This is a genomic window from Streptomyces sp. NPDC046335 (genome assembly GCF_055587985.1).
On record NZ_JBVJFF010000004.1, the window covers coordinates 121,993 to 147,346 of the forward strand.

General features: G+C 72.1%; 20 protein-coding genes and 1 pseudogene. 10 read left to right on the top strand and 11 right to left on the bottom strand.

The annotated features are described in order from the left end of the window. The first annotated feature begins 114 nt into the window (after nucleotides 1-114). The gene (locus tag ACZ6JY_RS10015) at nucleotides 115-990 is read left to right on the top strand and encodes a TauD/TfdA dioxygenase family protein (RefSeq protein WP_447041786.1); all 876 of its coding nucleotides are present in this window, start codon (nucleotides 115-117) and stop codon (nucleotides 988-990) included. A gap of 43 nt (nucleotides 991-1,033) precedes the next feature. Here the strand turns inward: ACZ6JY_RS10015 and ACZ6JY_RS10020 are convergent, their stop codons facing one another. Then, nucleotides 1,034-1,588: a GNAT family N-acetyltransferase gene (locus ACZ6JY_RS10020; protein WP_469194138.1), complete on the bottom strand. Its 555-nt coding sequence runs from the start codon at nucleotides 1,586-1,588 to the stop codon at nucleotides 1,034-1,036. An 82-nt stretch (nucleotides 1,589-1,670) separates the two neighbouring features. Here ACZ6JY_RS10020 and ACZ6JY_RS10025 point away from each other — a divergent pair. Then, a pseudogene (locus tag ACZ6JY_RS10025) lies at nucleotides 1,671-1,960 on the top strand (YunG family protein). Between the two features lie 158 nt (nucleotides 1,961-2,118). Here ACZ6JY_RS10025 and ACZ6JY_RS10030 read toward each other — a convergent pair. The 3 genes from ACZ6JY_RS10030 to ACZ6JY_RS10040 form a co-directional block, all read right to left on the bottom strand. After that, a complete protein-coding gene (locus tag ACZ6JY_RS10030) occupies nucleotides 2,119-2,559 on the bottom strand; it encodes an SSI family serine proteinase inhibitor (protein ID WP_469194140.1) in 441 nt (146 codons plus the stop codon). Nucleotides 2,560-2,849: 290 nt separating this feature from the next. Continuing rightward, nucleotides 2,850-4,040 carry a diaminopropionate ammonia-lyase gene (locus ACZ6JY_RS10035; protein WP_469194142.1) on the bottom strand — a complete coding sequence of 397 codons (1,191 nt, stop codon included), beginning with the start codon at nucleotides 4,038-4,040 and terminating at the stop codon, nucleotides 2,850-2,852. 50 nt (nucleotides 4,041-4,090) lie between these two features. After that, entirely contained in the window at nucleotides 4,091-4,534 is a 444-nt protein-coding gene (locus ACZ6JY_RS10040; RefSeq protein WP_469194144.1) for a DUF3093 domain-containing protein, read from the bottom strand. A gap of 425 nt (nucleotides 4,535-4,959) precedes the next feature. Between ACZ6JY_RS10040 and ACZ6JY_RS10045 the strand changes: the two genes are divergently transcribed. Further along, on the top strand, nucleotides 4,960-7,521 hold the full coding sequence (locus tag ACZ6JY_RS10045) for an alpha/beta hydrolase family protein (protein WP_469195004.1): 2,562 nt from the start codon (nucleotides 4,960-4,962) through the stop codon (nucleotides 7,519-7,521). A 39-nt stretch (nucleotides 7,522-7,560) separates the two neighbouring features. On the opposite strand, the gene ACZ6JY_RS10050 is transcribed toward ACZ6JY_RS10045, so the two are convergent. Continuing rightward, nucleotides 7,561-7,935, bottom strand: a complete 375-nt coding sequence (locus ACZ6JY_RS10050) for a S41 family peptidase (RefSeq protein WP_469194146.1) — start codon at nucleotides 7,933-7,935, stop codon at nucleotides 7,561-7,563. 115 nt (nucleotides 7,936-8,050) lie between these two features. On the opposite strand from ACZ6JY_RS10050, the gene ACZ6JY_RS10055 reads away from it, so the two are divergent. Continuing rightward, nucleotides 8,051-8,548: a GNAT family N-acetyltransferase gene (locus ACZ6JY_RS10055; RefSeq protein ID WP_469194148.1), complete on the top strand. Its 498-nt coding sequence runs from the start codon at nucleotides 8,051-8,053 to the stop codon at nucleotides 8,546-8,548. A 22-nt stretch (nucleotides 8,549-8,570) separates the two neighbouring features. Here the strand turns inward: ACZ6JY_RS10055 and ACZ6JY_RS10060 are convergent, their stop codons facing one another. Continuing rightward, nucleotides 8,571-9,449 carry a hypothetical protein gene (locus tag ACZ6JY_RS10060; RefSeq protein WP_469194150.1) on the bottom strand — a complete coding sequence of 293 codons (879 nt, stop codon included), beginning with the start codon at nucleotides 9,447-9,449 and terminating at the stop codon, nucleotides 8,571-8,573. Between the two features lie 138 nt (nucleotides 9,450-9,587). On the opposite strand from ACZ6JY_RS10060, the gene ACZ6JY_RS10065 reads away from it, so the two are divergent. Then, nucleotides 9,588-10,319 (top strand): class I SAM-dependent methyltransferase, encoded by a 732-nt coding sequence (locus ACZ6JY_RS10065; RefSeq protein WP_469194152.1) that lies wholly within the window; start codon nucleotides 9,588-9,590, stop codon nucleotides 10,317-10,319. Here ACZ6JY_RS10065 and ACZ6JY_RS10070 read toward each other — a convergent pair. From ACZ6JY_RS10070 to ACZ6JY_RS10080, 3 genes are all read right to left on the bottom strand, one after another. Further along, entirely contained in the window at nucleotides 10,216-11,571 is a 1,356-nt protein-coding gene (locus tag ACZ6JY_RS10070) for an MFS transporter (RefSeq protein ID WP_469194154.1), read from the bottom strand. The two genes, ACZ6JY_RS10065 and ACZ6JY_RS10070, sit on opposite strands and share 104 nt — an antisense overlap. A 208-nt stretch (nucleotides 11,572-11,779) precedes the next feature. Next, a complete protein-coding gene (locus ACZ6JY_RS10075; RefSeq protein ID WP_469194156.1) occupies nucleotides 11,780-12,256 on the bottom strand; it encodes a VOC family protein in 477 nt (158 codons plus the stop codon). A 93-nt stretch (nucleotides 12,257-12,349) separates the two neighbouring features. Beyond that, nucleotides 12,350-13,132 carry an arylamine N-acetyltransferase family protein gene (locus ACZ6JY_RS10080; protein WP_469194158.1) on the bottom strand — a complete coding sequence of 261 codons (783 nt, stop codon included), beginning with the start codon at nucleotides 13,130-13,132 and terminating at the stop codon, nucleotides 12,350-12,352. Between the two features lie 213 nt (nucleotides 13,133-13,345). On the opposite strand from ACZ6JY_RS10080, the gene ACZ6JY_RS10085 reads away from it, so the two are divergent. From ACZ6JY_RS10085 to ACZ6JY_RS10105, 5 genes are all read left to right on the top strand, one after another. Continuing rightward, a complete protein-coding gene (locus ACZ6JY_RS10085) occupies nucleotides 13,346-15,670 on the top strand; it encodes an ATP-binding cassette domain-containing protein (RefSeq protein ID WP_469194160.1) in 2,325 nt (774 codons plus the stop codon). A gap of 362 nt (nucleotides 15,671-16,032) precedes the next feature. Next, nucleotides 16,033-18,252 carry an MMPL family transporter gene (locus ACZ6JY_RS10090; protein WP_469194162.1) on the top strand — a complete coding sequence of 740 codons (2,220 nt, stop codon included), beginning with the start codon at nucleotides 16,033-16,035 and terminating at the stop codon, nucleotides 18,250-18,252. A 224-nt stretch (nucleotides 18,253-18,476) separates the two neighbouring features. Continuing rightward, entirely contained in the window at nucleotides 18,477-20,888 is a 2,412-nt protein-coding gene (locus tag ACZ6JY_RS10095; RefSeq protein WP_469194164.1) for an ATP-binding cassette domain-containing protein, read from the top strand. 151 nt (nucleotides 20,889-21,039) lie between these two features. Next, on the top strand, nucleotides 21,040-21,834 hold the full coding sequence (locus tag ACZ6JY_RS10100; protein WP_469194166.1) for a PTS sugar transporter subunit IIAB: 795 nt from the start codon (nucleotides 21,040-21,042) through the stop codon (nucleotides 21,832-21,834). Between the two features lie 55 nt (nucleotides 21,835-21,889). Further along, nucleotides 21,890-23,464 carry a PTS ascorbate transporter subunit IIC gene (locus ACZ6JY_RS10105; protein WP_469194168.1) on the top strand — a complete coding sequence of 525 codons (1,575 nt, stop codon included), beginning with the start codon at nucleotides 21,890-21,892 and terminating at the stop codon, nucleotides 23,462-23,464. 10 nt (nucleotides 23,465-23,474) lie between these two features. Here the strand turns inward: ACZ6JY_RS10105 and ACZ6JY_RS10110 are convergent, their stop codons facing one another. Then, the gene (locus ACZ6JY_RS10110) at nucleotides 23,475-24,383 is read right to left on the bottom strand and encodes an endo alpha-1,4 polygalactosaminidase (RefSeq protein ID WP_469195006.1); all 909 of its coding nucleotides are present in this window, start codon (nucleotides 24,381-24,383) and stop codon (nucleotides 23,475-23,477) included. Between the two features lie 58 nt (nucleotides 24,384-24,441). Next, nucleotides 24,442-25,317, bottom strand: coding sequence for an SGNH/GDSL hydrolase family protein (locus ACZ6JY_RS10115; protein WP_469195008.1), 876 nt, complete (start codon nucleotides 25,315-25,317; stop codon nucleotides 24,442-24,444). Nucleotides 25,318-25,354: the final 37 nt, after the last annotated feature.

The window sequence follows — 25,354 nt, forward strand, 5'->3', positions numbered from 1 at the left end:
CCTCTCCGCATGGCCGCCCGTTCCCACTCTCCTCAAAGGATCATTCCCGCCATGACTGTGACCGACCGCGCCCCTTCCCCGGTCCTGCGCGAGGCCCGCGTCCCCGCCGACGGCATGTACGAGGGCCGCCGCACCCTGCACCGCCTCCCCGAGGGCTGGCAGGAGCGGCCGTACGAACTGATCGAGGTCGTCCCGCAGGGGCGCGTCATCGGCGCCGAGATCCGCGGCGCCGACCTCACGCGGCCCCTCACGCCCGCCCTGCGCGAGGAGCTGAACCGCGCCCTCCTCGAATGGAAGGTGCTGTTCTTCCGCGGGGCCGACATCACCTCCGAGCAGCAGCGCGCCTTCGCCCGCAACTGGGGCGAGCTCGAGACCAACCCGCTGCTCGCCCGCGGCTCCGCCGACGACGTGGTCCGCTTCGACAAGGGCGGCAGCGCCACCCCCACGTACGAGAACGTCTGGCACACGGACGTCACCTTCCGCGAACGTCCGGCCCTCGGCGCGGTGCTCCAGCTCCGCGAGGTGCCGCCCTACGGCGGGGACACCATGTGGGCCGACATGGCCGCCGCGTACGACAACCTGCCCGAAACCGTCAAGGAGCGGATCGAAGGGGCGCGTGCCGTGCACGACTTCATCCCCGGCTTCGCCCGCTTCTACGGCCCGGACAAGCTCGTCCCGCACCAGGACCGCTTCCCGCCCGTCACCCACCCCGTGGTGCGCACGCACCCGGAGACCGGGCGGCGGATGCTCTTCGTCAACACCTCCTTCACCACGCACATCGTCGGCATGGACCGCGACGAGAGCGACCGGCTCCTGAGCTTCCTCGTGCGCCAGGCCCACGTGCCGGAGTACCAGGTGCGCTTCCACTGGCAGGCGGGCGACGTCGCGTTCTGGGACAACCGCGCGACCCAGCACTACGCGGTCGACGACTACGCGCCGCACCGCCGGGTCGCCGAACGCGTCGCGATCACGGGCGACCGCCCGTACTGATCCCGGCCCCCACTGGCTACGGGCCATCGGCTTTTGGTCGGTGCTACTGGCTTCGCGCTTCGTCCGGGGCCGACTGCCAGCGGATCTCGCCGTCATGGACCGTGTCCGTGGCGGCGAGACCGGCCGCCGCCGCGACGGCAGCCGATGCCGCGTGGTCTGGATGGACGTGCGCGACCACCGTGCGCACGCCCTGCCCTGCCAGCCAGTCCACCAGGCCACGGGCCGCCTCCGTCGCGATCCCGCGCCGCTGCCAGGCCGTTCCGACCACCCAGGCGATCTCCGCGACGGGTCCGGGCGCGCCGGAGGCGACGGTGGCCTGCACGGTGCCCACCAGACGGGCGCCGCCGTCCTCGCGGAGGCGGATGACCCAGTTGCACCAGGAGACGCCGGGGTCGGGGGAGCCCGCGAGCATGCGCCGGTAGCGGGCGCGGAGCGCGCCGGCGTCGTCGGGGGCGCCACCGATGAAGGTGTGCAGCGCCGGGTCGTCCAGTACGACGGCCATGGCATCGGCGTGCTCGACGCGCAGCGGTACGAGGTCGAGGCGGGCCGTGCGGATCCCGGCGGGCATCGGCGGGCTGCCGGAGGGCGGAGTGGGCATGCGCGCATTGTGCCCCGGCTGCGCCTCGGCTGTGCCCCGGCTGTGCCCGGCCGTTGTCAGTGGTGGGTGCGAGGGTTCCGCCATGACTCATCTCCTTCTCACCGACATCGAGGCGGCCGTCCGCGACAGTTGGGGCGCAGACACCTACCCGCCCGACTCCGAGCACACCTGGCCGCCGGACAACCCGGCCCGCGGCCAGTGCGGGGTCACTCCCTCACCCGTGAGCAGTTCGCGCCCGAGGAGATCGTCACCGAAGGGACGGTCGTCGTCCGGCCCCCGGAGATCCGCCGCTGCCGCGAAGAGTACGAACTGCTCCGCGCCCGCGTCCTGAAGAGACTCGACGAGGCGGCGGCACTGAGGCGGCGGCACTGAGGCGGCGGCGCTGAGGCGGCGGCGCTGAGGCGGCGGTGAGGCACACTACGGCCCCCGGTGCCCGAGAGCACCGGGGGCCGACCCGCGCCCCGGCAGCCTTCCCCCACGAAAGGACACCGGGACTACCCTGAGTGTGGATCAGGGTCCTTGCGGTCCCGTCAGAAGGCCAGAGCGGCGCCCTCCCCGAGACCCGCCTTCATCTCGCACCGGTTGGCGAAGGTGGTGGACCAGTTGACGTGCTTGCCGGACCAGACGCCGGTGACGGAGACCGTGACGGGCCGCCACTCCTTGGTACAGATGACGCCGGACGTGCCGCCCACGAGCTGGGCGAACTGCCCGCCGGTAGCGGTCAGTTCGGCACACGCGGCAGCGGCCGCGGGGTGGGTTCCGCCGGGGCGCGGCGCGCAGGTCAGCGTGACGGCGCGCTCGACCGTCGCGGAGGCGGCGTCCTCGCCCTGGCCGACCGCGAGCACCAGGGCGGACGGCGCGTAGAGGCCGGCCGGCTTCGGGGCCTCGGCGTGCGCGGTGCCTGATGTCGCGGCGAGGACGCAGGTCGCCGCCGCCGCGGCTGCTCCCACGATCCTGAGGGTGCGACGCATGGTGGGCTCTCCTTTTGTCGATGCGGGTGTTGACTGCGGTGAGGAGTCTTGCCTGCGCGGAGAGTGAGCGCCACACGCATGGTCGATTTCCGGATGAGTGTGTTCGCTCAGCGGTACTCGCATGGTCGTTCGGGCAGCTCAAGGCGGGTGGCGTCGGCCGCGCACCCATGTCCAGCATGTGGACAACCGGCATTGGTATAAAGCCAGACGACCGTCTGACCTGCGGTATCGAAAAATTGGTTCTTTCTTCGACTAACGGCAACGACCGGAAATGATCGCTGATGGAGAACTCACCGTGAAGACGGGCGGATGCCCCGGGTTGCCGTAGATGTCCCCTGGGCGTACGGATTGGCGGTCGCACCCTCCGTGCTGAGGAGGACCACGGTCGACGAGGGGCCCAGGCCCAGGTCGGCCCGGCGTTCCGCGCCGCCCTCGCCGGTGAGGGCGGCGCGCACCCCGGCGAGCGGCGCGGCGCCGCACGGACCGGACGGGACACCGAGCTCGGCGAGGTCGCGCGCGGCCGCCGCGCTGTCGGCATCGGTCACGGCGACCGCCGCGTCGAGCCCGTCGCGCAGCGGCGGCCACGCGAGCGCGGACGGCGAGCCGCAGTTGAGCCCGGCCATGGCCGTGACGCCGGTCGGCACGCTGCTGAGCCGCCCCGCGCGCAGGCTGGTCAGCAGACAGGCGGCGCCCTCGGGCTCCACCGAGAGGAGCGCGGGAGGCGTGTCGTGGCGACCGGCCACGCGGGGGCGGCCGCGGTAGTGCGTGACGGCGGCCTGCGCGAGCGACCCCACGCCCACGGGGACCGCGACCAGCGAGGGCATTCGTACGCCGGCGGCGGCCAGTTGGGCGTCGACCTCGGTGAACAGCGTGGCGTACCCCTCGACGACGAGGGCGGGGATCTCCTCGTAGCCCTCCCACGCCGTGTCCTGGATGAGTACGGCGTCCGGCGCCCGTGCCGCCTCCGCGGCGCGGAGCACCGCCGCGTCGTACGAGCCGGGCACGGCCGTGACCTCGGCGCCCTCCCCCTCGATGGCGGCCACGGCCGCCGGATGCACCCCGTGGGGCACGAAGACGTGCGCGCGCCGCCCGAGTTGCCGCGCCACGTGTGCCACGGCCCGGCCGTGATTGCCGTCCGTGGCGGTGACCAGGCGCAGCGGCGGCGCGCCGGAGTCCGCGGCCCCGTTCCGCTCGTGCCGCGCCAGGACGCGGTGGATCGCCCATGACGCGCCGAGCGCCTTGAACGCGGGCAGGCCCAGCCGGGTCGACTCGTCCTTGACGAAGACCCGGGCCACACCGAACTCCGAGGCGAGGGCAGGGAGTTCGTGCAGCGTGGTGGGCGCGTACCCGGGCAGCGCGGTGTGGAAGGCCCAGGCGTCGGACGGAAGCGGGGGACACGTCCACGACCGTGCGGCGGGCCGCGCGTACCAGGGGAGAGGGGAGGGAGAACCGGCCACGGAGTCAGTCGCTTGAACGATCACGTGACCAGGGTGCGGCGCCCCGGCCCTCCCGGTCCAGGGACGGCCGCCGGTCAGCCCCGCGAGAAGGCCAGCACGGCCGCCAGGTTCATGGGCTGCCGCGTCGAGACGTAGATGTACGGGGCGCCGCCGTAGGAGTTCCTCAGCTCGATGCGCAGGGCCGTGGGGATGTAGGAGCGCAGCAGGAGCAGCGCGTACGGGTTCGCCCTGACGGTCCGCCACTCGAAGGCCTCGCGTTCGTCGAGGATCTCGGTGGTGCCGAGCGCCTCGATCGGGATCTTCCGCCCGCCCACGACCAGGGAGCCCGGCGTCACGAGGATGCGCACCCTGCCGTGCGCGTACACGATGCCCGCGGACACGGCCATGCCGGCCGCCGCCGCGGTCACCGCGGCGATCACACCGAAGGGAATCCCCGCCACCGCGAGACCGGCCCCGCCGAGGGCGACCAGCGCCCACCAGGAGCGGGGGACGCTCAGCCGCTCTTCGTAGATGTGCATGACCGAATCCTGGCAGGGGCGCTCACCGGGACGTGCGGAGGGCTCCCCTCGCGGCGCGCCACACACCGTGAGGCAACGCCGAGTCGCCCTTCACCGTCCTCGAAGAGGCAGGAGGGGCACGCCAGTTCGGCTGGGTGCCCTGAGAAGCCTGAGAAGACTGAGACGAGGAGACCATTTTGAGACCTGTCCCACGCGTGGCGGCCACGGCGCTCGCGGTGCTGGCGCTCGCGGTGGCGACACCGGGGGCCGCGCACGCGCTGCCGTCGGCCGACACCCCGCCACCCGCGCCACCCACCGCGTCACCCACCGCCTCGCCCGCAGAGCCCGTCCCGCCCGGCAGCGGCGACGGACTCCCGGAGGGCTGGCGGCTGGCCGGTGAGGGCAGCGGCACGGAGCTGGTCTGGGCCGCGGACGAGCCGGTGCCCATGGGCGACGCCCGGGTCGAGTTCTACGCCGGGGACAAGCTCCTCGGCAGGCCGTCGGCCACGCCGGACCGCCGGTCGTTCCGGCTGCCGCTGAACGGCGACCGCATCGGCGCGGCGAAGAAGCTGCGGGTACTGGCCGGCGGGCGCCGCCTGGACGCGGCGGCACCCGCACCGCGGACGAGGACCCCACGAGCCGCGTCGCCCGCGGCGCTCCCGCCCGCCAACGCGGTCGACCCGGGGAAGAAGGGCCGGTACCGCACCACCGGCGGCGAGTACACCCTCAAGTCGGTGAAACTGCCCGGCTTCCCGGAACCGGTGGAGATGCGGGCCGACGTGATCGGCCCCGTGAACGCGCCGGGGAAGCGGCCGCTCGCGCTGTTCCTGCACGGCCGCCACTACACCTGCTACGGGTCGGGCGACGGGCAGGGCGGCGGCTGGCCCTGCGGACGCGGCACGAAGCCCGTACCGAGCCACGCGGGCTACCACAAGGCCCAGAAACTCCTGGCCTCCCAGGGGTACGTCACCGTGTCCATCGCCGCCAACGGCATCAACGGCCAGGACGACCTCGCCGAGGACGGCGGCGCGCAGGCCCGCTCCTCGCTGGTGCGGCTGCACCTCGGCCGCTGGGCGGACTGGGCCGAGAAGCCGTCCGGCGCCCCGGCGGCCGTACGCGCCGTCGCGCCCGCCGACCTCTCCCGCGTCCTGCTGGTCGGCCACTCCCGCGGCGGCGAGGGCGTCAACCGGGCCGCGCTCGACAGCCTCCACGCCCCGCCCGCCGACCAGGACGGCTACCACGGCCCCACGCGCTGGAAGATACGCGGCAACGTCCTGATAGGCCCCACGATCTTCGGCCAGAACCCGGTTCCCGACGTGCCGTCCGCCACGATCCTGCCCGGCTGCGACGGAGACGTCTCCGACCTCCAGGGCGAGATCTACGTCGACGGGACGCGCCAGGTCAGCCGCGGGACCGCCCTGCACAGCGCGGTGTACATGGTGGGCGCCAACCACAACTTCTTCAACAGCGAGTGGACTCCCGGGCAGGCGAAGGCGCCCGCCGACGACGACTTCGGCGACGACACCGACCCCCTGTGCTCACCGGAGAAGAAGACCCGGCTCACCGCCTCCCAGCAGCAGCGCGCGGGAGCCACGTACATAGCCGCTGCGGCCAGGCTGTTCGTCGCGGGCGACGACCGGGTGCGTCCCCTCCTGGACGGCGCGGAGCGGCGCGCTCCCTCGGCGGACCCCGCCCGCGTGCTGACCCACGCCGTGGGCGCACGCCGGACGGCCGCCTTCCTGCCGGACGCCTCGACCACGGTCAGGGGCGGGAAGGTCTGCGCCCAGGTGGACACGAGCGCCGACCGCGCCTGCCTGCCGGCCTCCACGGCGGGGACGTCACCGCACTTCGCCGAGTGGGAGGTCTCACCGGAGCCGGGCCGTGACGCGGTGGCGCTGCGCTGGACGCGGCCGGGCGCCCCGGTGCGGGTGAGCCCCGCACGCCCGGTCTCGCTCGCGGGCGCCGACCGCCTGGCGCTGCGCCTGATCGTGCCGCCCAACACCACGGGCACGAAGCTCGACGTCACGCTCGTCGACACCTCGGGCCACCGCGCGAAGCTCGGCCGCGTCCGTGTCGACGGCCTGCCGGGCAGCGAGCGGACCGCCTCGTACTGGGCGCGAGAGGTCCGCGTACCGCTGTCGCCGGAGGTCCGGGACAAGCTGGACCTCAAGCGGGTGAAGACCCTGGAGCTCACCCCGCGCAGCCGCTCCGGCAAGGCCTGGCTGATGGACGCCTGGGGCTGGCGGCCGGGCACGCCCGCGGTGAAGCCCGTCGCGCTGCCCCGCGTGGACGTGGGCCGGCTGACCGTGGACGAGGGGGACTCCGGGGTGCGGACCCACCACATCCCGGTCCGCGTCTCCGGCAAGGGCAGCGGCGAGGTCAGGCTGTTCCTGCCCGGGCCGGGCACCGGCCGGGGCACCCACCGCACGGTGAAGATACGGCCGGGCACGCACGACATCGACATACCGGTCGAGGTGCGCGGCAACACCCGCTACGGCTACGGCGTCAGCCACGACGCGTTCGTCAAGGCGGTGCGCGGCGCCGTGGTCGGCTCCCACCACGGCGGCGTGACGGCGCGCGACGACGACCCGATGCCGAAGGTCACGCTCGAACCGGTCGCGGACCGGGTCACCGAGGGCAAACCCCTGAAGTGGCGGATGACGCTGTCGGAGGCCGTGGACGTGGACATCACGGCCGGGCTCACCTTCCTGCCGGTCGACGGCGGTGCCGAGCTGTCCACGCTGGACGTGGACAAGCGCTGGCTGCGGGACGTGGTCGGCGTACCGGCCGGTCCGGCGCGCAAGCTGTCCCGGATGTCCGAGGACGAGTCCCTGTACGTCGCCGTGCCCGCCGGGAAGAAGAGCACCGAGGTACGTGTGCCCACCGTCAAGGACGACGTGCGCGAACCGGTCGAGTCCCTGAAGGCCCGCCTGTCGGTCTACGACGGGAGCTGGGAGCCGCTGCCAGGCGGCCCGGTGGTCACCGGCACGGTCCGGGACGCCCGGTAGCAGCCGAGGGGCCGCTCCGGCCGGGGCGGCCCCGAACCGTCACCGCAGGCTCTCCTCCGCGAGGGCCTGCGCCCGGTCGAGTGCGTCGGCCGCCGGGCACGGGACGTCGGGACGTACGCCCGTGCCCTCCCAGTTGGTGCCCGACACCGGGTTGACCGCGCGGCCCACCGGTATCGACGCCTCCAGGTGCGGGTGCACCGTCCAGCCCTCGCGCGGGTGCGCGCCGCCGCCGGTGGCCTCGCCCACGACGACGGCCCGCCCGAGCTGCTGGAGGTCGTAGGCGAGCTCCTCGGCGGCCGAGAAGGTGCGGGAACCCGTCAGCACGTAGAGCGGCTTGCTGCCGCCGAAACGCGCGCCGTGGACGTGCGGCGGGCTCCAGGACTGTTCGAGGCGCTCGCCGTCACGCCAGTACATCGTGTTGAGGTGGGTGCGCGGGCACCGACTGAACCCGGGAGCGACCACACGGCGAAGGCCTCCGGTGCCGCTCCTGAAACCCGGTGGTCGCGCGGCGGTTGCGTAGGGTTGTTCCATGTCCACGCCTTCAACAACCCCCTCGCTCCAGTTGCTTCGCCCCGAGCACGCCCCCGCGCTGCTCGCCTTCGAGGAGGCCAACCGCGCCTACTTCGCCGCGTCGGTCCCCGACCGCGGCGACGCCTACTTCGAACACTTCGCGGCACGGCACAGCGCCCTCCTCGCCGAACAGGCCGCGGGCGACTGCTACTTCCACGTCCTCGTGGGCGACGGGGGCGACGTGCTCGGGCGGGTCAACCTCGTCGACGTGGCGGACGGCGGCGCCGAGCTCGGTTACCGGATCGCGGAGAAGGCGACGGGCCAGGGCCTCGCCACGAGGGCCGTGCAGCAGGCCTGCGACCTCGCCGTCACCGCGTACGGTCTCACCGGACTCCGCGCCGCCACGACGCTCGACAACCCCGCCTCACGGGCCGTGCTCACCCGAGCCGGCTTCGTGCCCACAGGCGACGTCCGCCTCGACGGCCGGCCGGGCACCAGCTTCGCGCTGACGCTCTGACGCCTCTCCGGCGGGGGCCGGTTCAGTCCGTGCGTGGCCGGGATTCGTGCAGCCGCGTGTGGTACCGGCCCGCGGATTCGCGCCCGGTGGGGTCCGCGCCGGCCCGGATGACCTGACGTACGGCGTCACGCCGCTCCTCCGGGCTGGTGAAGAGCCGCTGCGGATAGGTCCGCGAGGTGTCCGTGACGGTGGCCAGGCCGTGCGCGGCCAGGGTCGCCGCGATGCGCCCGTAGGGCACGGTCCGCAGGACGAACGCGCTCACCCACACCGGTTCACGGGCACAGTCGAGCAGTGCGTCGAAGGTGCGGTGGGAGATGTAGCCGATGCCGCCGGTGACGGTGATGAGCCCGGTACGGGCGACCGCGCGGCGCAGCGCGGGACTGGGCGGGTGCCGCTCCAGGTTCTCCGCGTACGCCTCGTCGAGCAGGCCGACGTCCAGCGCGTACCGCGTGGCGTTCGGCGCGGTGTCGAGCCCGATGATCTTCGTGGCGTCCGGGCGCCGCCGCAGGGCGTAGAACTCCTTGTCGCGCTCGATGAGCTCCTGCGTGGTGAGTGCGGCGGCCTTCGGCGACGTGTAGTGGGCGTACAGGTCGGCGAGGGTGACGTCGTGGTTGAGCAGCGCCGCGTTGACGCCGTACGAGCAGCAGAGGTCGAGTACGGTCAGCGGCTGCCCGGTGGCGAGGCCCCGGGAGCGCAGCTCGCGCGTGCGGCGGAACACGGCCTGGGCGTGGTGCGGGATCTCGTACTCGTAAGGGGCCAGCGTGCGGAAGTAGTCGCGCGGGTCCGGCCGGTCGTAGATGTCGTCGAAGCGGGTCTTGCCCGACGCGGTCGCTGTCCTGTGCCGGTCCGTCGCGGGCCGGTCCTGGGCGGGCTGGTCTGTCCTGGGCTGGTCGGTGGTCATGGGACACCTCCGGAAGTACGGGACGGGGGCTGAGCCGAGGTGCAGCTCTACCCGAACCGCGCCGCCCCCGACAGACCTCGTGGCGGTAACCGGCCATGGCACCGCCCCGGGACCGCCGCCCTGGCTACCCTGGTGCCGATGTTCACCTCCCAGGGTCCCACGCTGCGCGAACTGGCCGTTCAGGCGCTCTCCTCCACCGAGCGGGGCTACGACCTGCTCGCCCCGAAGTTCGACCGGACACCGTTCCGCACTCCTGACCGGTTTCTCGCCGCGACGGCCGAAGCGCTGCGCCCGCTCGGCCCCTTCGACGCCGGTCTCGACGTGTGCTGCGGGACGGGGGCGGGCGTCTCGACGCTGCTGCCGCTCTGCCGGGAGCGGGTCACCGGGGTGGATTTCAGCGCGGGGATGCTGGGGGCCGCCGCGGCGGCGGTGCGGGGCGGCCCCGGGGGCGGGCCCACGGTCGGCTTCGTCCGGGCCGACGCCCGCGCCCTGCCCTTCGCCGGGGACTACGACCTCGCCGTCAGCTTCGGGGCCTTCGGCCACTTCCTGCCCGCCGAGCGCCCCGCGCTCTTCGCCGGCGTCCACCGGGCGCTGCGCCCCGGCGGCCTCTTCGCGTTCCCGATCGGCGCCCCGCAGCCGGTCCGCTCCCCGTGGCACTGGGCGCTGCTCGGCTTCGACGGGGTGATGCGGGTCCGCAACGCACTGTGGCGCCCGCCGTTCGTCATGTACTACCGCACCTTCGAGCTGGCCGCCGTACGCGAGGACCTCATCCGCGCGGGCTTCGAGGTGCGGCTGCTGCCCCTGGAGGAGTTCGGCCGCCGCCCGGACGGAAGCCCGCACTGGCGGCTGGTCGTGGCCCGGAGGGTATGAGGGGCCGGTGCGCCTCCGGGCCCGCGGCGTGCGCCTCCGGGCCACGCGCTGCGGCGCGTTCGGCCCACCGCACGGCGGGCCCCATGGCCAGGGACGCCCCGAGGAAGACCGCCCCGAGCACCAGCCACCCCGGCACGCCCCACACCACGAGGAGCCAGGTGAGCAGGAGCGGCCCGAAGGTACGGGCGAGAGGCACGCCCGTACCGAAGAAGCCCTGGTACTGGCCGACGTGCGCGGCGGGCGCCAGCGCGAAGCCGATCTGCCACGACCCCGCGGACTGCTGCATCTCGCCGACCACGTGAAGCGCCGCCCCCGCGACGAGGACGGCGGCCGCCGCCCAGGGCGGAAGCCCGGCCGCAGCCGACAGCGCGAAGACGAGGCAGGAGGCGGCCATGACGAGCCCGGACCACCGCACCGCGCGCGCGGCGCCGGCCAGGCCGGTGACGCCCCGGGCCATCCGCACCTGGAAGGCCATCACCGCCAGGGTGTTGAGGACGAACAGCGCGGAGGCCAGCCACCGGGGGGCGTCCGTACGCTCCACGATCCAGAGCGGGATGGCGAGGCTGAGCAGCGGCAGCCGGAGCAGCAGCACGGCGTTGAGCAGCGTGACCGCGGCGTAGGGCCGGTCGCGGAGCACGGCGAGCCGGGGCCCGCGGCCGTGCGGTGAGGTCCCGTACGCCACGGCGGGCAGCCGCAGCAGCACGGCCGCACAGAGCAGAAAGCTCACCGTGTCCAGCACGAACACCGCGCGGTAGGCGTCGGCGGTGTCGTACCGCAGGGCCAGGCCGCCGATGGCGGCGCCGACCGCGAGCCCGGCGTTGAGCGTCGACTGGAGGTGGGCGAGCAGGGCGGTGCGGGCCGGCGGCGGCACGAGCCCCGCCAGCAGCGCCTGCCGGGCCGCGGCGAGGCCGCACTGGGCGACGGCGTAGAGGACGGCGGCCGCGACGAAGAGCGCGAACGAGTGGATGAACAGGAACGATCCGACGGCCGCCCCCGTGGCCACGGCGAGCAGCACCGACGCCCCGCGCGGCCCCCACCGGTCGGCCAGCGCGCCCAGCGGCACCCCGGCCACGGACCCGACCGCCCACGCCACGGTGAGCCCGAGTCCGACCTGCGCGGGGGAGAGGCCGACGACACGGGTGAAGTACAGCGCGGACGATACGTAGAAGGCCCCGTCCCCGACGGAGTTGCTGAGCTGTGCGGTGGCGAGGACGCGGGGCGCCCCCGGCGGCGGAAGAAGACGGAACGACACGAAGCTCCCCGAGTCGGCGGCCTTCCGGCCGGCCCTGGCTGACGTGTCGACGCTAGGCAGCGGGCGGCGGCCCCGGCTGGGCCAATCGCGTGCGGCGGCCGTGTGCCACTTCGCCCCCCGCGGCCCCGGGGCCGGGCCGACGACTGCCGCCGGGCGGCGGACGCGCACGTCGCGTCGGACGGCCGCTGCCGGGGCCGCGCCTCTCCTCCTACGCCTTCGCGTCCGCCGCCGCGTACAGGCCCGCCACGTCCAGCTTCTTCATGCCGAACATCGCCTGCGTCGCTCGCTGGGCGCGTGCCGGGTCCGGGTCGCCGAGCAGCTCGGTGAGGGCGCGCGGGATCACCTGCCAGGACAGGCCGTACTTGTCCTTGAGCCAGCCGCAGGGGCCTTCCTCGCCGCCTTCGGTGAGCTTGGACCAGTAGTGGTCGACCTCCTGCTGGTCAGCACAGTCGATCATGAGGGAGATGGCCTCGGTGAACTGGAACTCGGGGCCGCCGTTGATCGCCGTGAACGGATTGCCGTCCAGTTCGAACTCGATCGACATGACGGTGCCGGCCGGGCGCGGGGCGTCCTCCCCGTAGTGCGCGACGTTCTTGATGGAGCTGTTCGGGAAGACCGAGCAGTAGAACTTCGCGGCCTCCTCGCCCTGTGTGTCGAACCACAGGTTCGGCTTGATCTTCGGCATGAGGACTCTCCTGTCCCGTGTCGCGGCCGCGGGCTGCTGCCGCGCTCCTAGTACTGGAGACCGCCGCGCCGCCCGGAACTCATCGCCGCACCGTCAGGCAATGTGCCCGAGAACGGGTTCCTCCTTCAGGACGACGCCGAAGTGCCGCTCGTACGCCGCCAGCACCTCAGCCTCCGACGTCAGCTCGGTCACGTGCCGCTCGCCGTCCACCGTCGTGGTGAGCTTGCGGCCGCTCAGCGTGGTCCGGCCGTCCTCGGTGAGGATCGAGCAGACCAGCTTCCGGGTGAAGTGGGACTCCGGTGACGTCCGGTGGTACCAGGCGCCGGCCCTGAAGTCGGCCAGCTCGTGCGGGCGGAGCTCCAGGACGTACTGCGGGTTTCCGGCGTGGACCACGTCAAGGTCGCCCCCGGCGGTCTCCACCAGGCGGAACGTGCCCGCGGGGTCGGCCTGGTCGCCCCGCTCGTCGAAGCGGAGCGGCAACTGGCTGTGGGCGCCGAAGCCGACGTCGGCCAGCCAGTCGCCGCCGTCCTCGGTGCGCACGCGCAGCGCGAGGTGGTCGTAGGGGATGCCGAGCCGTCCCGCCTCGCCGTACACCCGGGCCTGGAGCAGGGTGACGCCGAAGCCCAGGGAGGTGAGGAGGGCCGCGAACGCGCCGTTGAGTTCGTAGCAGAAGCCGCCCCTGCGAGCGTCCACCACCTTCGCCACCAGTGCCTCGTCGCGGAGTTCGATCTCCTCGCCGAGGTGGATGGAGAGGTTCTCGAAGGGGACGCTGCGCAGATGCGCCACGTGCAGCTCGCGCAGGGCCCGCGCGCTCGGCGAAGCGGGGCGCTCGACGCCGATGCGCCGCAGGTAGGCATCGGTCTGTTCGGTATGCATGGGGCCAGTCTGGAGGAGGAAGGGGCGCCCGGACCACAGACCTCCGCCGACGGCTGCCGCCCTGGACGCCCCGTCCCGTGGCACTCGCCCGCGGAAAACCTCTTCGCTGAAATTGGGTACGGTGTACGCTTTCCCTGTCTCCGTCTCTGACTCGCCCCCCTGCCTCTGCCTCTGCCTCACCCCGCCCTGCCCTGCCCTGCCAAGGAGTGCCCCGTGCAGACCGACCCCGCCGACGACCGCCGCCCCACCTCCGCCGACAGCCACACCGTCATCCAGGTCCGCGGCGCCCGCGAGAACAACCTGCGGAACGTCTCCGTCGACGTGCCCAAGAGACGGCTCACCGTCTTCACCGGAGTCTCCGGATCGGGCAAGTCCTCGCTCGTCTTCGGCACCATCGCCGCCGAGTCGCAGCGGCTGATCAACGAGACGTACACGGCCTTCGTCCAGTCGTTCATGCCGAGCCTCGGCCGCCCCGACGTCGACGCGCTGCGCAACCTCAGCGCGGCGATCGTGGTCGACCAGGAGCGGATGGGCGCCAACTCGCGCTCCACGGTGGGCACCGCCACGGACGCGTACACGATGCTGCGGATCATCTTCAGCCGCCTGGGCGTTCCCGGTATCGGCACGTCGGCGGCGTTCAGCTTCAACCTGCCGGAGGGCATGTGCCCCGAGTGCGAGGGCACCGGCGAGGTCTCCACCGTCGACGTCGACCAGATCGTTGACCGCTCGCTCTCGCTCAACGAGGGCGCTCTCCTCGTGCCGAACTACGCGGTCGACTCCTGGAGCTGGCAGGTCATGGCCCACTCCGGTTTCTACGATCCCGACACGAAGCTCGCCGACTTCACCGAGCAGGAGTGGGCCGACCTCCTCCACAAGGAGCCCGTCAAGGTGAAGGTCGGCTCCAACGGCTTCACCTACGAAGGTCTCGTCGCCAAGATGCAGCGGACCTGGCTCGCCAAGGACCGCGACTCCCTCCAGTCGCACATCAAGGCCTTCGTGGACCGCGCGGTCGTCTTCGCGCGCTGCCCGGTCTGTGACGGAACGCGGCTCTCCGCCGCCGCGCTCTCCTCGCGGATCGGCGGGCGCAACATCGCCGAGTGCTCGTCGATGCAGATCAGCGATCTCGCCGAGTTCGTACGCGAGCTCGACGACCCCGGTGTCGCGCCGCTCATCGCCGGGCTGCGGGAGCTGTTGGAGTCGCTGACCGAGATCGGGCTCGGGTATCTCAGTCTGGACCGGCCGTCCGGCTCGCTGTCCGGGGGTGAGGCGCAGCGCGTGAAGATGGTCCGCCACCTCGGTTCCAGCATCACCGACGTCACGTACGTCTTCGACGAACCCACCATCGGCCTGCACCCGCACGACATACAGCGGATGAACGACCTGCTCGTCCGGCTGCGGGACAAGGGCAACACCGTGCTCGTGGTGGAGCACAAACCCGAGGTCATCGAGATCGCCGACCACGTGGTGGATCTGGGGCCCGGGGCCGGTGAGGCGGGCGGGACCGTCTGCTACACCGGTGACGTGGCGGGGCTGCGGGCCTCGGGGACGCTGACCGGACGGCATCTGGGCCACCGCGCCCGGCTGCGCGAGACGGTGCGCACGCCCACCGGGCAGCTCTCCGTCAAGGGCGCCGACCTGCACAACCTCAAGGACGTCGAGGTCGACATCCCGGCCGGCGTGCTCACCGTGGTCACCGGAGTCGCGGGCTCGGGCAAGAGCTCGCTGATCCACGGCTACCTCTCGGTCCGGGACGGTGTGGCCGTCGCCGACCAGTCGCCGATCCGTGGCTCCCGGCGCAGCAATCCGGCGACGTACACCGGGCTCCTCGGTCCGATCCGCACCGCCTTCGCCAAGGCCAACGGCGTCAAGGCGGCGCTGTTCAGCGCGAACTCCGAGGGCGCGTGCCCCGGCTGCAACGGACTCGGCCTGGTCTACACCGACCTGGCGATGATGGCCGGGGTGGCTTCGGTGTGCGAGAAGTGCGACGGCGAGCGCTTCACCGCCGAGGTGCTCACCTACCGGCTGCGCGGCAAGAACATCAGCGAGGTCCTCGGGATGTCGGTGGCCGAGGCGCGCGACTTCTTCGGCTCCGGGCAGGAGTCCGGCTCCCGGCAGACGTCCACCTCCAGGCAGGCGCACACCATCCTGGGCCGGCTCTTCGACGTCGGTCTCGGCTATCTGCGGCTCGGCCAGCCGCTCGACACGCTCTCGGGCGGCGAGCGGCAGCGGCTGAAACTCGCCATCCACATGGCGGAGAAGTCGTCGACGTACATCCTCGACGAGCCGACCACCGGACTGCACCTGGCCGACGTCGACAAGCTCCTCGCCCTCCTCGACCGCCTCGTCGACGACGGCAACACCGTGATCGTCATCGAGCACCACCAGGCCGTCATGGCCCACGCCGACTGGATCGTCGACCTGGGCCCCGGCGGTGGGCACGACGGCGGACGAGTGGTCTTCACGGGAACCCCGGCCGAACTCGTCGCCGAAGGGGACACCGTGACGGCACAGCATCTGAGGAAGTACGTGGCCGGCTAGCGCGGCCGGGCTAGGGCGTCAAGGCGCGGACATTCCTGCACATCGTGCAGGTACCGGGCGAAGGGGAACCGAAAATTCCGCGCCAATGACGTCCAAACCGTTGACACGTGACTGCACCCTGTGGCCGAGAAGCCGGGAGGCGCTCTCATCCCACGGGATGACACTCCGCGTGACGCAGTACAGCGCATGTGGGTCGATAGTCCGGCTCGCAGTCGGACTTCCGCCCCGCATTCGGCGGTGACTATGGAAAGGCATCCTGCTGGACCCCCTGACGTGCGGAGATCGCACCTCGGATGTGCGGAGACCGCGCATCGAAGGGGGCCGACCCTGCCTGCCCAACCCCGACGGGAGTCTCCTTCGCCGTGGCTACGTTCCTGTACAAACTAGGCCGCCTCGCCTTCAGGCGACGCCGCTATGTGGCACTGCTATGGGTGGCTCTCCTCGGCGGTGCGATCGTCGCGGCCTCGACCGCTCCGGCAGCGCCCGAGGACTCGTTCTCGATGCCGGGAACGGAGTCGCAGAAGGCCTTCGACCTCCTGGAGAAGCGCTTCCCCGCCGCCAGCGCCGATGGCGCCAGTGCCCGCGTCGTCATACGGGCCCCCGAGGGCGAGAAGATCACCTCGGCGAAGCCCAAGGCCGAGGTCGAGCAGATGATCGCGGCCATCGGCAAGGGCTCGCAGGTGGCGAGCGTCGACGACCCGTACAAGGCGAAGACCGTCAGCAAGGACGGCACCACCGCGTACGCGTCCGTCACGTACAAGGTGGTCGCCACCGAGCTGACCGACAAGTCGCGGGAGGCCCTCACCAAGGCCACCGACGAGACCCGTGACGCGGGGCTCACCGTCGAGACCGGCGGTGACGCCGTCATGGCCGAGCAGGAGATGGGCGGCACCGCCGAACTCATCGGCATCGCGATCTCCGCGGTCGTCCTGATCCTCACCTTCGGTTCGATGGTCGCCGCGGGCATGCCGCTGCTCACCGCGATCATCGGCGTCGGCATCGGCATCTCCGCCATCGGGGCGCTGGGCAGTGTCCTCGACCTCTCCGCCACCACCTCGACGCTGGCCATGATGATCGGCCTCGCCGTCGGCATCGACTACGCCCTCTTCATCGTCTCCCGCTACCGGGCGGAGATAGCCGAGGGCCGCACGCCGGAGGACGCCGCGGGACGGGCCACCGGAACCGCGGGATCCGCCGTGGTCTTCGCGGGACTCACCGTCGTCGTCGCCCTCTCCGGCCTCGCGGTCGTCAACATCCCGATCCTCACCAAGATGGGCCTGGCCGCCGCAGGCACCGTCGTGGTCGCCGTCCTCATCGCGCTCACCATGATCCCCGCGCTGCTCGGCTTCGCGGGCCGCAAGGTGCTGCGCCGCAAGGACCGCAAGAAGCCCGCGGGCACGCTGGACGACCCGCACGCCAAGCCCAAGCTCGGCACCCGCTGGGCCCGCTTCGTCCTGCGCCGCCCGCTCGCCGTCCTGATCGTCGCGGTCGTCGGCCTCGGCGCGGTGGCGGTGCCTGCCACCAGCCTCGAACTCGGCCTGCCCGACGAGGGCACGTCCGCGCCGGACACCACCCAGCGCAAGGCGTACGACATGCTGTCCGAGTCCTTCGGCGCGGGCTTCAACGGCCCCCTGATGGTCACGATCAGCAAGGACGCCGACGTGGCGGCCGCCGCCAAGACCGTCAGCGACAAGCTCGCCAAGGTCGAGGGAGTCGTCGCCGTGACGCCGCCCGCGCCCAACAAGGCCGACGACACCGCGATCATGAACGTGGTGCCGAAGACCGGGCCGAGCGACCACGAGACCGAGGAACTGGTCAAGACGATCCGTTCGAACGCCGGTGACATCGGCGACGACACCGGCTCCGAGATCCTGGTCACCGGCCAGACCGCGATGACCATCGACTTCTCGCAGACCCTGGACGACGCGCTCATTCCGTACCTCGCCCTGGTCGTCGGCCTGGCGTTCCTGCTCCTGATGCTGGTCTTCCGCTCGATCCTGGTCCCGCTCAAGGCGGCGCTCGGCTTCCTGCTCTCGGTGGCGGCCGCGCTCGGCGCAGTCGTCGCCGTCTTCCAGTGGGGCTGGCTCGCGGACATCGTGGGCGTCGACCAGCCTGGCCCGATCATGAGCATGATGCCGATCTTCATGATCGGCGTGGTCTTCGGTCTCGCCATGGACTACGAGGTCTTCCTCGTGACCCGGATGCGCGAGGCGTACGTCCACGGGTCGAGCGCCGGCGAGTCGGTCGTCACCGGCTTCACCCACGGCGGGCGGGTCGTGGCCGCGGCCGCGGTCATCATGATGAGCGTCTTCTCCGGCTTCATCATGGAGAACGACGACATGATCAAGATGATGGGCTTCGGCCTTGCCGTCGCCGTCCTCTTCGACGCCTTCGTCGTCCGCATGGCGATCGTCCCCGCGGTGCTCGCCCTGCTCGGCAAGTCCGCGTGGTGGCTGCCGCGCTGGCTGGACAAGGCGCTGCCGAACGTGGACGTGGAGGGCGAGAAGCTGCACAAGAACCTCGGCGACACGGCGACGCCCGGCGCGGAGACCGAACGTGAGCTGGCGCCCGTGGGCCGCTGACACACCGTCGTACCCGCCGGGCGGGCCGGCCGGGACCACCTGACAAAGGGGTTCCGGCCGGCCCGCCCAGCCGTGTGCGGAGGACGTTTTGGCCGGTCGGTCCGGCGCCGCGTCCCCGCGGGCAGGGCACGGTTCCGCAACCGATCAGGAATCAAGAAGCGCCCGCACCACAGCCTCCATAACCTGGGCGCCACGCACAGCACGCCCCGGGAGAGGAAGAGACGATGAGCAAGGCCCCACGTACGGACGAGCAGGCGCCCGCGCTGCCCGCCGCCGACAGCCACGACCTGATCCGCGTACACGGGGCGCGGGAGAACAACCTCAAGGACGTCAGCGTCGAACTCCCCAAGCGCAGGCTCACGGTGTTCACCGGCGTCTCGGGATCCGGCAAGAGCTCCCTGGTGTTCAACACCATCGCCGCCGAGTCGCAGCGGATGATCAACGAGACGTACAGCACCTTCGTGCAGGGCTTCATGCCGAGCCTCGCCCGGCCCGAGGTCGACGTGCTCGACGGCCTCACCACCGCGATCATCGTCGACCAGCAGCGGCTCGGCGCCGACCCGCGCTCCACGGTCGGCACCGCCACCGACGTCAACGCGATGCTGCGCATCCTCTTCAGCCGCCTCGGCAAGCCGCACATCGGCTCGCCCAACGCGTTCGCCTTCAACGTCGCATCGGTCCGGGCGAGCGGCGGGATCACCGTCGAGCGCGGCGCGGGCAAGACCAAAACCGTGAAGGCGACCTTCAACCGCACCGGCGGCATGTGCGTGCGTTGCGAGGGCCGCGGCAAGGTCTCCGACATCGACCTCACCCAGCTCTACGACGACTCCAAGTCGCTCGCCGAGGGGGCTTTCACGATCCCCGGCTGGAAGTCCGACAGCCAGTGGACCGTGCAGGTCTACGCCCAGTCGGGCTTCGTCGACCCGGACAAGCCGATCCGCGAGTACACCGAGAAGGAGCTCCAGGCCTTCCTGTACGGCGAGCCGGTCAAGGTGAAGGTCAACGGCGTCAACCTCACCTACGAGGGGCTCATCCCCAAGATCCAGAAGTCGTTCCTGGCCAAGGACCGCGAGGGCATGCAGCCCCACATCAGGGACTTCGTGGACCGGGCTGTCGCCTTCGCCACCTGCCCCGAGTGCGACGGCACCCGGCTCAGCGCCGAGGCGCGGTCCTCGAAGATCGAGAAGATCAGCATCGCCGACGCCTGCGCCATGCAGATCAGCGACCTGGCCACGTGGGTCGGCGGACTCGACGAGCCCTCCGTGGCGCCGCTGCTGACCGCGCTGCGGCGCTCCCTCGACTCGTTCGTGGAGATCGGCCTCGGCTACCTCTCCCTCGACCGGCCCGCGGGCACGCTCTCGGGCGGCGAGGCACAGCGCGTGAAGATGATCCGCCACCTCGGCTCCTCGCTCACCGACACCACGTACGTCTTCGACGAGCCCACCGTCGGCCTGCACCCGCACGACATCCAGCGGATGAACGACCTGCTGCTTCGGCTGCGGGACAAGGGCAACACCGTGCTCGTCGTGGAGCACAAGCCGGAGACGATCGCGATCGCCGACCACGTCGTCGACCTCGGCCCCGGCGCGGGCGCGGCGGGCGGCACCGTCTGCTTCGAGGGCACCGTCGAGGGGCTGCGGTCCGGCGGCACCCTCACCGGACGCCACTTCGACGACCGGGCGTCCCTGAAGGAGACGGTGCGCGAACCCACCGGCGCCCTGGAGATCCGCGGCGCCTCGACGCACAACCTGCGCGACGTCGACGTGGACATCCCGCTCGGCGTGCTGACCGTCGTCACCGGGGTCGCGGGCTCCGGCAAGAGCTCGCTGGTGCACGGCTCGCTCGTCGGCGGCTCCCAGGGCGTCGACCCGGATGTGGTGGTCGTCGACCAAGGCGCGATCCGCGGCTCACGGCGCAGCAACCCGGCGACGTACACCGGTCTGCTGGACCCGGTCCGCAAGGCCTTCGCCAAGGCCAACGGCGTCAAGCCCGCACTGTTCAGCGCCAACTCCGAAGGCGCCTGCCCCGCCTGCAACGGCGCCGGCGTCATCTTCACCGACCTGGCGATGATGGCCGGGGTCTCCACGCCCTGCGACGAGTGCGAGGGCAAGCGGTTCCAGCCCGAGGTCCTCGAATACCGCCTCGGCGGGCGCGACATCAGCGAGGTCCTCGCGATGTCCGTGACGGAGGCCGCGGAGTTCTTCGGCGAGGGGGAGGCCCGCACACCCGCCGCGCACCGCGTCCTCACCCGCCTCGTCGACGTCGGGCTCGGCTACCTGAGCCTCGGCCAGCCGCTCACCACGCTCTCGGGCGGCGAGCGGCAGCGGCTCAAGCTCGCCACGAACATGAACGAGAAGGGCGGCGTCTACATCCTGGACGAGCCGACCGCGGGGCTCCACCTCGCCGACGTGGAGCAACTGCTGGGGCTGCTCGACCGTCTCGTCGACTCCGGCAAGTCGGTCATCGTCGTCGAGCACCACCAGGCCGTCATGGCGCACGCCGACTGGATCATCGACCTCGGCCCCGGCGCCGGTCACGACGGCGGCAAGGTCGTCTTCGAGGGCACCCCCGCCGACCTGGTGGCCAAGCGCGCGACGCTCACCGGCGAGCACCTCGCGGCGTACGTCGGCGCCTGAACCGGGGGCGTTCGTTCGCGAGGTGGTCCGGCCCGCGGGCGGTGGCGGCTGACCCCGACCGGGGCCGCAGGGGCGGGACGGCTCCTCGAAGTCGGCGGCAAGGTCATCGACGTGACTGCGTGATCCGCGCAGGTCGGTGAGAATCATGCGTATGGCAGCGCTGAACGAAATCCTCCCCGTGGAAGCCGTCCTCCTCGACGCCCCGGCGGCCGACTGGCGCGAAGCCGTGCGGCGCGCCGGTGACCTGATGGTCGCGACGGGCGCCGCCACGGACACGTACACCGCCGAGATGATCGAGAACGTGGAGCGGAACGGGCCCTACATCGTCATCGCGCCCGGTCTCGCCTTCGCGCACGCGAGGCCCTCGCCCGCCGTACTCGGCACCGGCATGTCGTGGGTGCGGCTCGCGGGGCCCGTGGAGTTCGGCCACGAGGCCAACGACCCCGTCGAGCTGGTCGTCGGCCTCGCCGCGAAGGACGCCTCCGAGCACACCGCGGCGATGGGCGCCCTGGCCCGGCTGCTCGCCGACCCCGACAAGGCGCGCGCCCTGCGCGAGGCGCCGACCCCCGAGGCGGTGCACGCGCTGCTGACCGGTGGCCCCGAGCCCGCCGGCGGCGCCGAGCCCGCATCGCCGCGGAAGGAAGCGGCACGCGGCGGCGGCCCGCACAAGATCCTGACCGTGTGCGGCAACGGAGTCGGCACCAGCCTCTTCCTCAAGCAGACCCTCGAAGGCGTCCTGGACCGCTGGGGATGGAGCCGGTACGTCACCGTCGAGGCGACGGACACCATCTCGGCCAAGGGCAAGGCCGATGAGGCCGTCGCCATCCTCACCTCGCGGGAGATCGCGCGGACCCTCGGTGACGTGGGCGTCCCCGTGAAGGTCGTCGAGGACTTCACCAGCGCGGCCGAGGCCGACCGCGTCCTGCGCGACACCTACGACGTCTGACCGGACCAGACCCACCGACCGCCCCGCGGCGGCCGGCCGTCCAAGGAGAACCACCATGGACTGGCTCGTGTCGATCGCCGAGTTCCTCGTCAACGAGATCCTCAGCCAACCCGCCTATCTCATCGGCCTCATCACCGCCGCGGGGCTGCTCGCGCTGAGGAAGTCCGCGGGCCAGGTCGTCGGCGGCGCCATCAAGGCGACCCTGGGCTTCCTGCTGATCGGGGCGGGCGCCACGCTCGTCGTCGGCGCCCTCGCCCCGCTCGGCGAGATGATCCAGGGCGCCACCGGCGCCCATGGGGTGATCCCCACCAACGAGGCGATCGTCGGCATCGCCCAGGAACAGTACGGCGCCCGCGTCGCCTGGCTGATGATCCTCGGCTTCGCGTTCAGCCTGCTCCTCGCCCGCTTCACACCCCTGCGCTATGTCTTCCTGACCGGCCACCACATGCTGTTCATGGCGACGCTCCTGACGATGGTCCTCGCCATCGCGGGCCAGTCCTCATGGGTGGTGGTCGTGGTCGGCGGCTTCCTGCTCGGCATCCTCCTCGTGGCGATGCCCGCCTTCGCGCACCCCTGGACCAAGCGGGTCACCGGCAACGACAGCGTCGCCATCGGCCACTTCGGCACGGCCGGATACATCGCGTCCGGCGCCACGGGCCAACTGGTGGGCCGCCGCAGCCGCAGCACCGAGGAGATGAACCTCCCCGAAGGACTGCGCTTCCTGCGCGACTCGATGGTGGCGACCGCCCTGTCCATGGTCCTGATCTACCTCATCATGTCGCTCGTCTTCCTCGGCAAGGCCGGCAAGGAGACCGCCTTCAAGGCCTTCGGCGACGGCGGGGCCGGCGCGAGCGGCGTCGGCGACTACGTCATGCAGTCCGTGATGCAGGGCCTGCAGTTCGGCATCGCGGTCGCCGTGATCCTCTTCGGCGTCCGCACGATCCTCGGCGAGCTCGTGCCGGCCTTCCAGGGCATCGCGAGGAAGCTGGTGCCCGGAGCGGTGCCCTCGCTCGACGCGCCGATCGTCTTCCCCTACGCCCAGAACGCCGTCCTCGTCGGCTTCATCTCCAGCTTCATCGGCGGCCTCGTCAGCCTCGGCCTGCTCGCCTGGGTCTTCCACCCCGCGTTCGGGCTCGCCCTGGTCCTGCCCGGCCTGGTCCCGCACTTCTTCACCGGCGGCGCCGCGGGCGTCTACGGCAACGCCACCGGCGGACGGCGCGGGGCGGCCGCCGGCGCCTTCGTCAACGGCGTCCTCATCACGTTCCTGCCCGCGCTGCTCCTGAAGGTCCTCGGTGCCTTCGGCGACGAGAACACCACGTTCGGGGACGCCGACTTCGGCTGGTTCGGCACACTGATCGGCTACGCGGCCAAGGCGGGCGAGACCGGCGGCGTCATCCTGATGCTGCTGATCGGCGCCGCCGTCCTGCTCGGCGCGGTCGTCTTCCAGAAGCGGGTCGTGGACACCGGCTGGGACCCCGGTGCCCACCGCGACAGGATGCTGCCGCCGGACGAGGCGCTCACCCCGGCCGCCGCGGACGCGCCCGGGTCCGGCGCCCCGGCGGCGTACGCGAAGATCGCGCCCCCGCGCGGAGCACCGACGCCGCCTCCGCCGCCGCGGGACAAGGCGTGACGCGCCTGCCTCAGCAGTGCTCGTACACGTGGCCTTCCTCGCCCGCGGGCAGGACGTCGCGGTCGCGCAGGGTGATGGAGAGCTCCTTGCCCCAGGAGCGGCAGGCGGCGGCGAAGTCCTTCTTCTCGTACTCGATGTCGAAGACCTTCCCGTCGTACGCCGCCGCGAAGTCGGGGCACTCCTGGTAGCGGGCGCACTCCTCGGTCACGGCGAAGTCGAAGCCGATGCGGCGGCGCTCGTCGATCAGGTCCGTGGTGTTCTTCTGGGCGATGGCCAGGCCCGAGCGGTGGGCCCGCTCGGCCAGGAGGCGGGCGAACTCCGCCGCGTCGTCGGCGGTGAGCAGCCCGTCGGAGCGTTCGTAGGAGTCGAGGTTGTCGGGCTCCACCGCGTCGAAGCCGGAGTCCGCGCAGCCGTCGATCCACTCGCCGACGATGCCGGCGAGGGCCGCGCGCTTCTTGCCGGTGGAGATGTCGAGCAGGGGCTCCCGCCAGTCCTCGTCGATGACCGTCTCCCCCTCGTCGTCGCGCAGGAGGAGGTCGGGGTGCTCGCGCTGCCACCAGCGGGCGGCCTTCTTGCCGGGCTGGGCCTGGAAGGCGTTGACGTAGCAGATGGAGTAGAGGCCGGGCGCGGGGTCGGCGGAGCGGTCGCGGGAGACGGCCCGCGTCTTCGCCGGGGGCTGGTATGCCCCGCCCAACTGGTAGTCGAAGACGGCGTCGGCAGCGGGCTGACGGACGCCGTCCCCCAATGTCCGGGCCGCGGACCTGCCGGGCCCGGCCCTGTCGGACCCGCCGGACGAGCAGGCGGCGAGGGAGCTGAGAAGGGCGAGGAGCAACGCACCGCAGACCCCGGCACGGAGGGCCCGCGACGAGCGGTCCCTGCGGGCGCGGTCGCTGCGGTTCTTGCTGGTGGGCCATATGATCCCGATCACCGCACCAGGATCTCAGCCCCCTCTGCCGGGCCGCGCGCGGGGTGTCCGGTCAGGTCAGGTTCAAGGCTTTTGCCGCTTCCTTGGCCATCCCCGCCTCGCCCGCCGCGTTCGGGTGCACGGGGATGAAGTTGGTGCCGAACAGCACCGGCTCGATCCACCGCTCGGCGGCGGGGCGGCAGGCGTCGTGCGCGTCGGAGGCCGCGGCCAGGTCGACGAACGTCGTGCCGGTCTCGCCGGCCGCGCGCTGGGCGGCGCCGTTCAGATGGGTCTGGAGGTCGCGCAGGTAGGGCACGTCGCCCTCGGCGATGGGCATCTTGGCGAAGCAGCCGGGGACGGCCTGCGCCGGGGTGATCCACGGGTAGCCGAGGATCGCGACCTTCGCCTTCGGGGACTTGGCCCTGATCTCGTTCAGCGAGGCCTTGAGCGCCGGGTACGTGTTCTTGTCGATCTGGTCCTTGAAGGTGCTGCCGTACTTGTCCTTGCAGGGGCTGCCCTTGCCGCCCGTGAGGATGCCGGCGCTGCCGCAGGAGAGGATCGCGTTGATGAACGTGCTGTTGTCGTTGCCGCCGATGGTGAGGGTGACGAGCTGGGTGTCGCTCTTCAGCGCGTCGAACTGCGGGGCCACGCCGGGGTACTGGGCGGTGGTGAAGTGTTTGGTCTGCGCGCCGCCGCAGGTCACGTCGGTGAGCTTCGCGCCGGTCGAGGCGGCAAGGAGGTGCGGGTAGTTCTTCGAGGTGCGGGCGCACAGGAGCGGTGCCTGCGGGTCCAGGGGCAGTACGCCCGATCCGGCGCTGTAGCTGTCGCCGAGGGCGACGTACCGCAGCGGATCGGAGCTCTCGGCGGCGGCGGGACCCGCGCCGAGGCCGAGCGCGGCGATTCCTGTGACGGCGGCGAGGGTGGCGACGGCGCGCTGCTGTGCGGGCATCCGCATGAGCGATCTCCTCCGGACGTGGGGGCGGTGC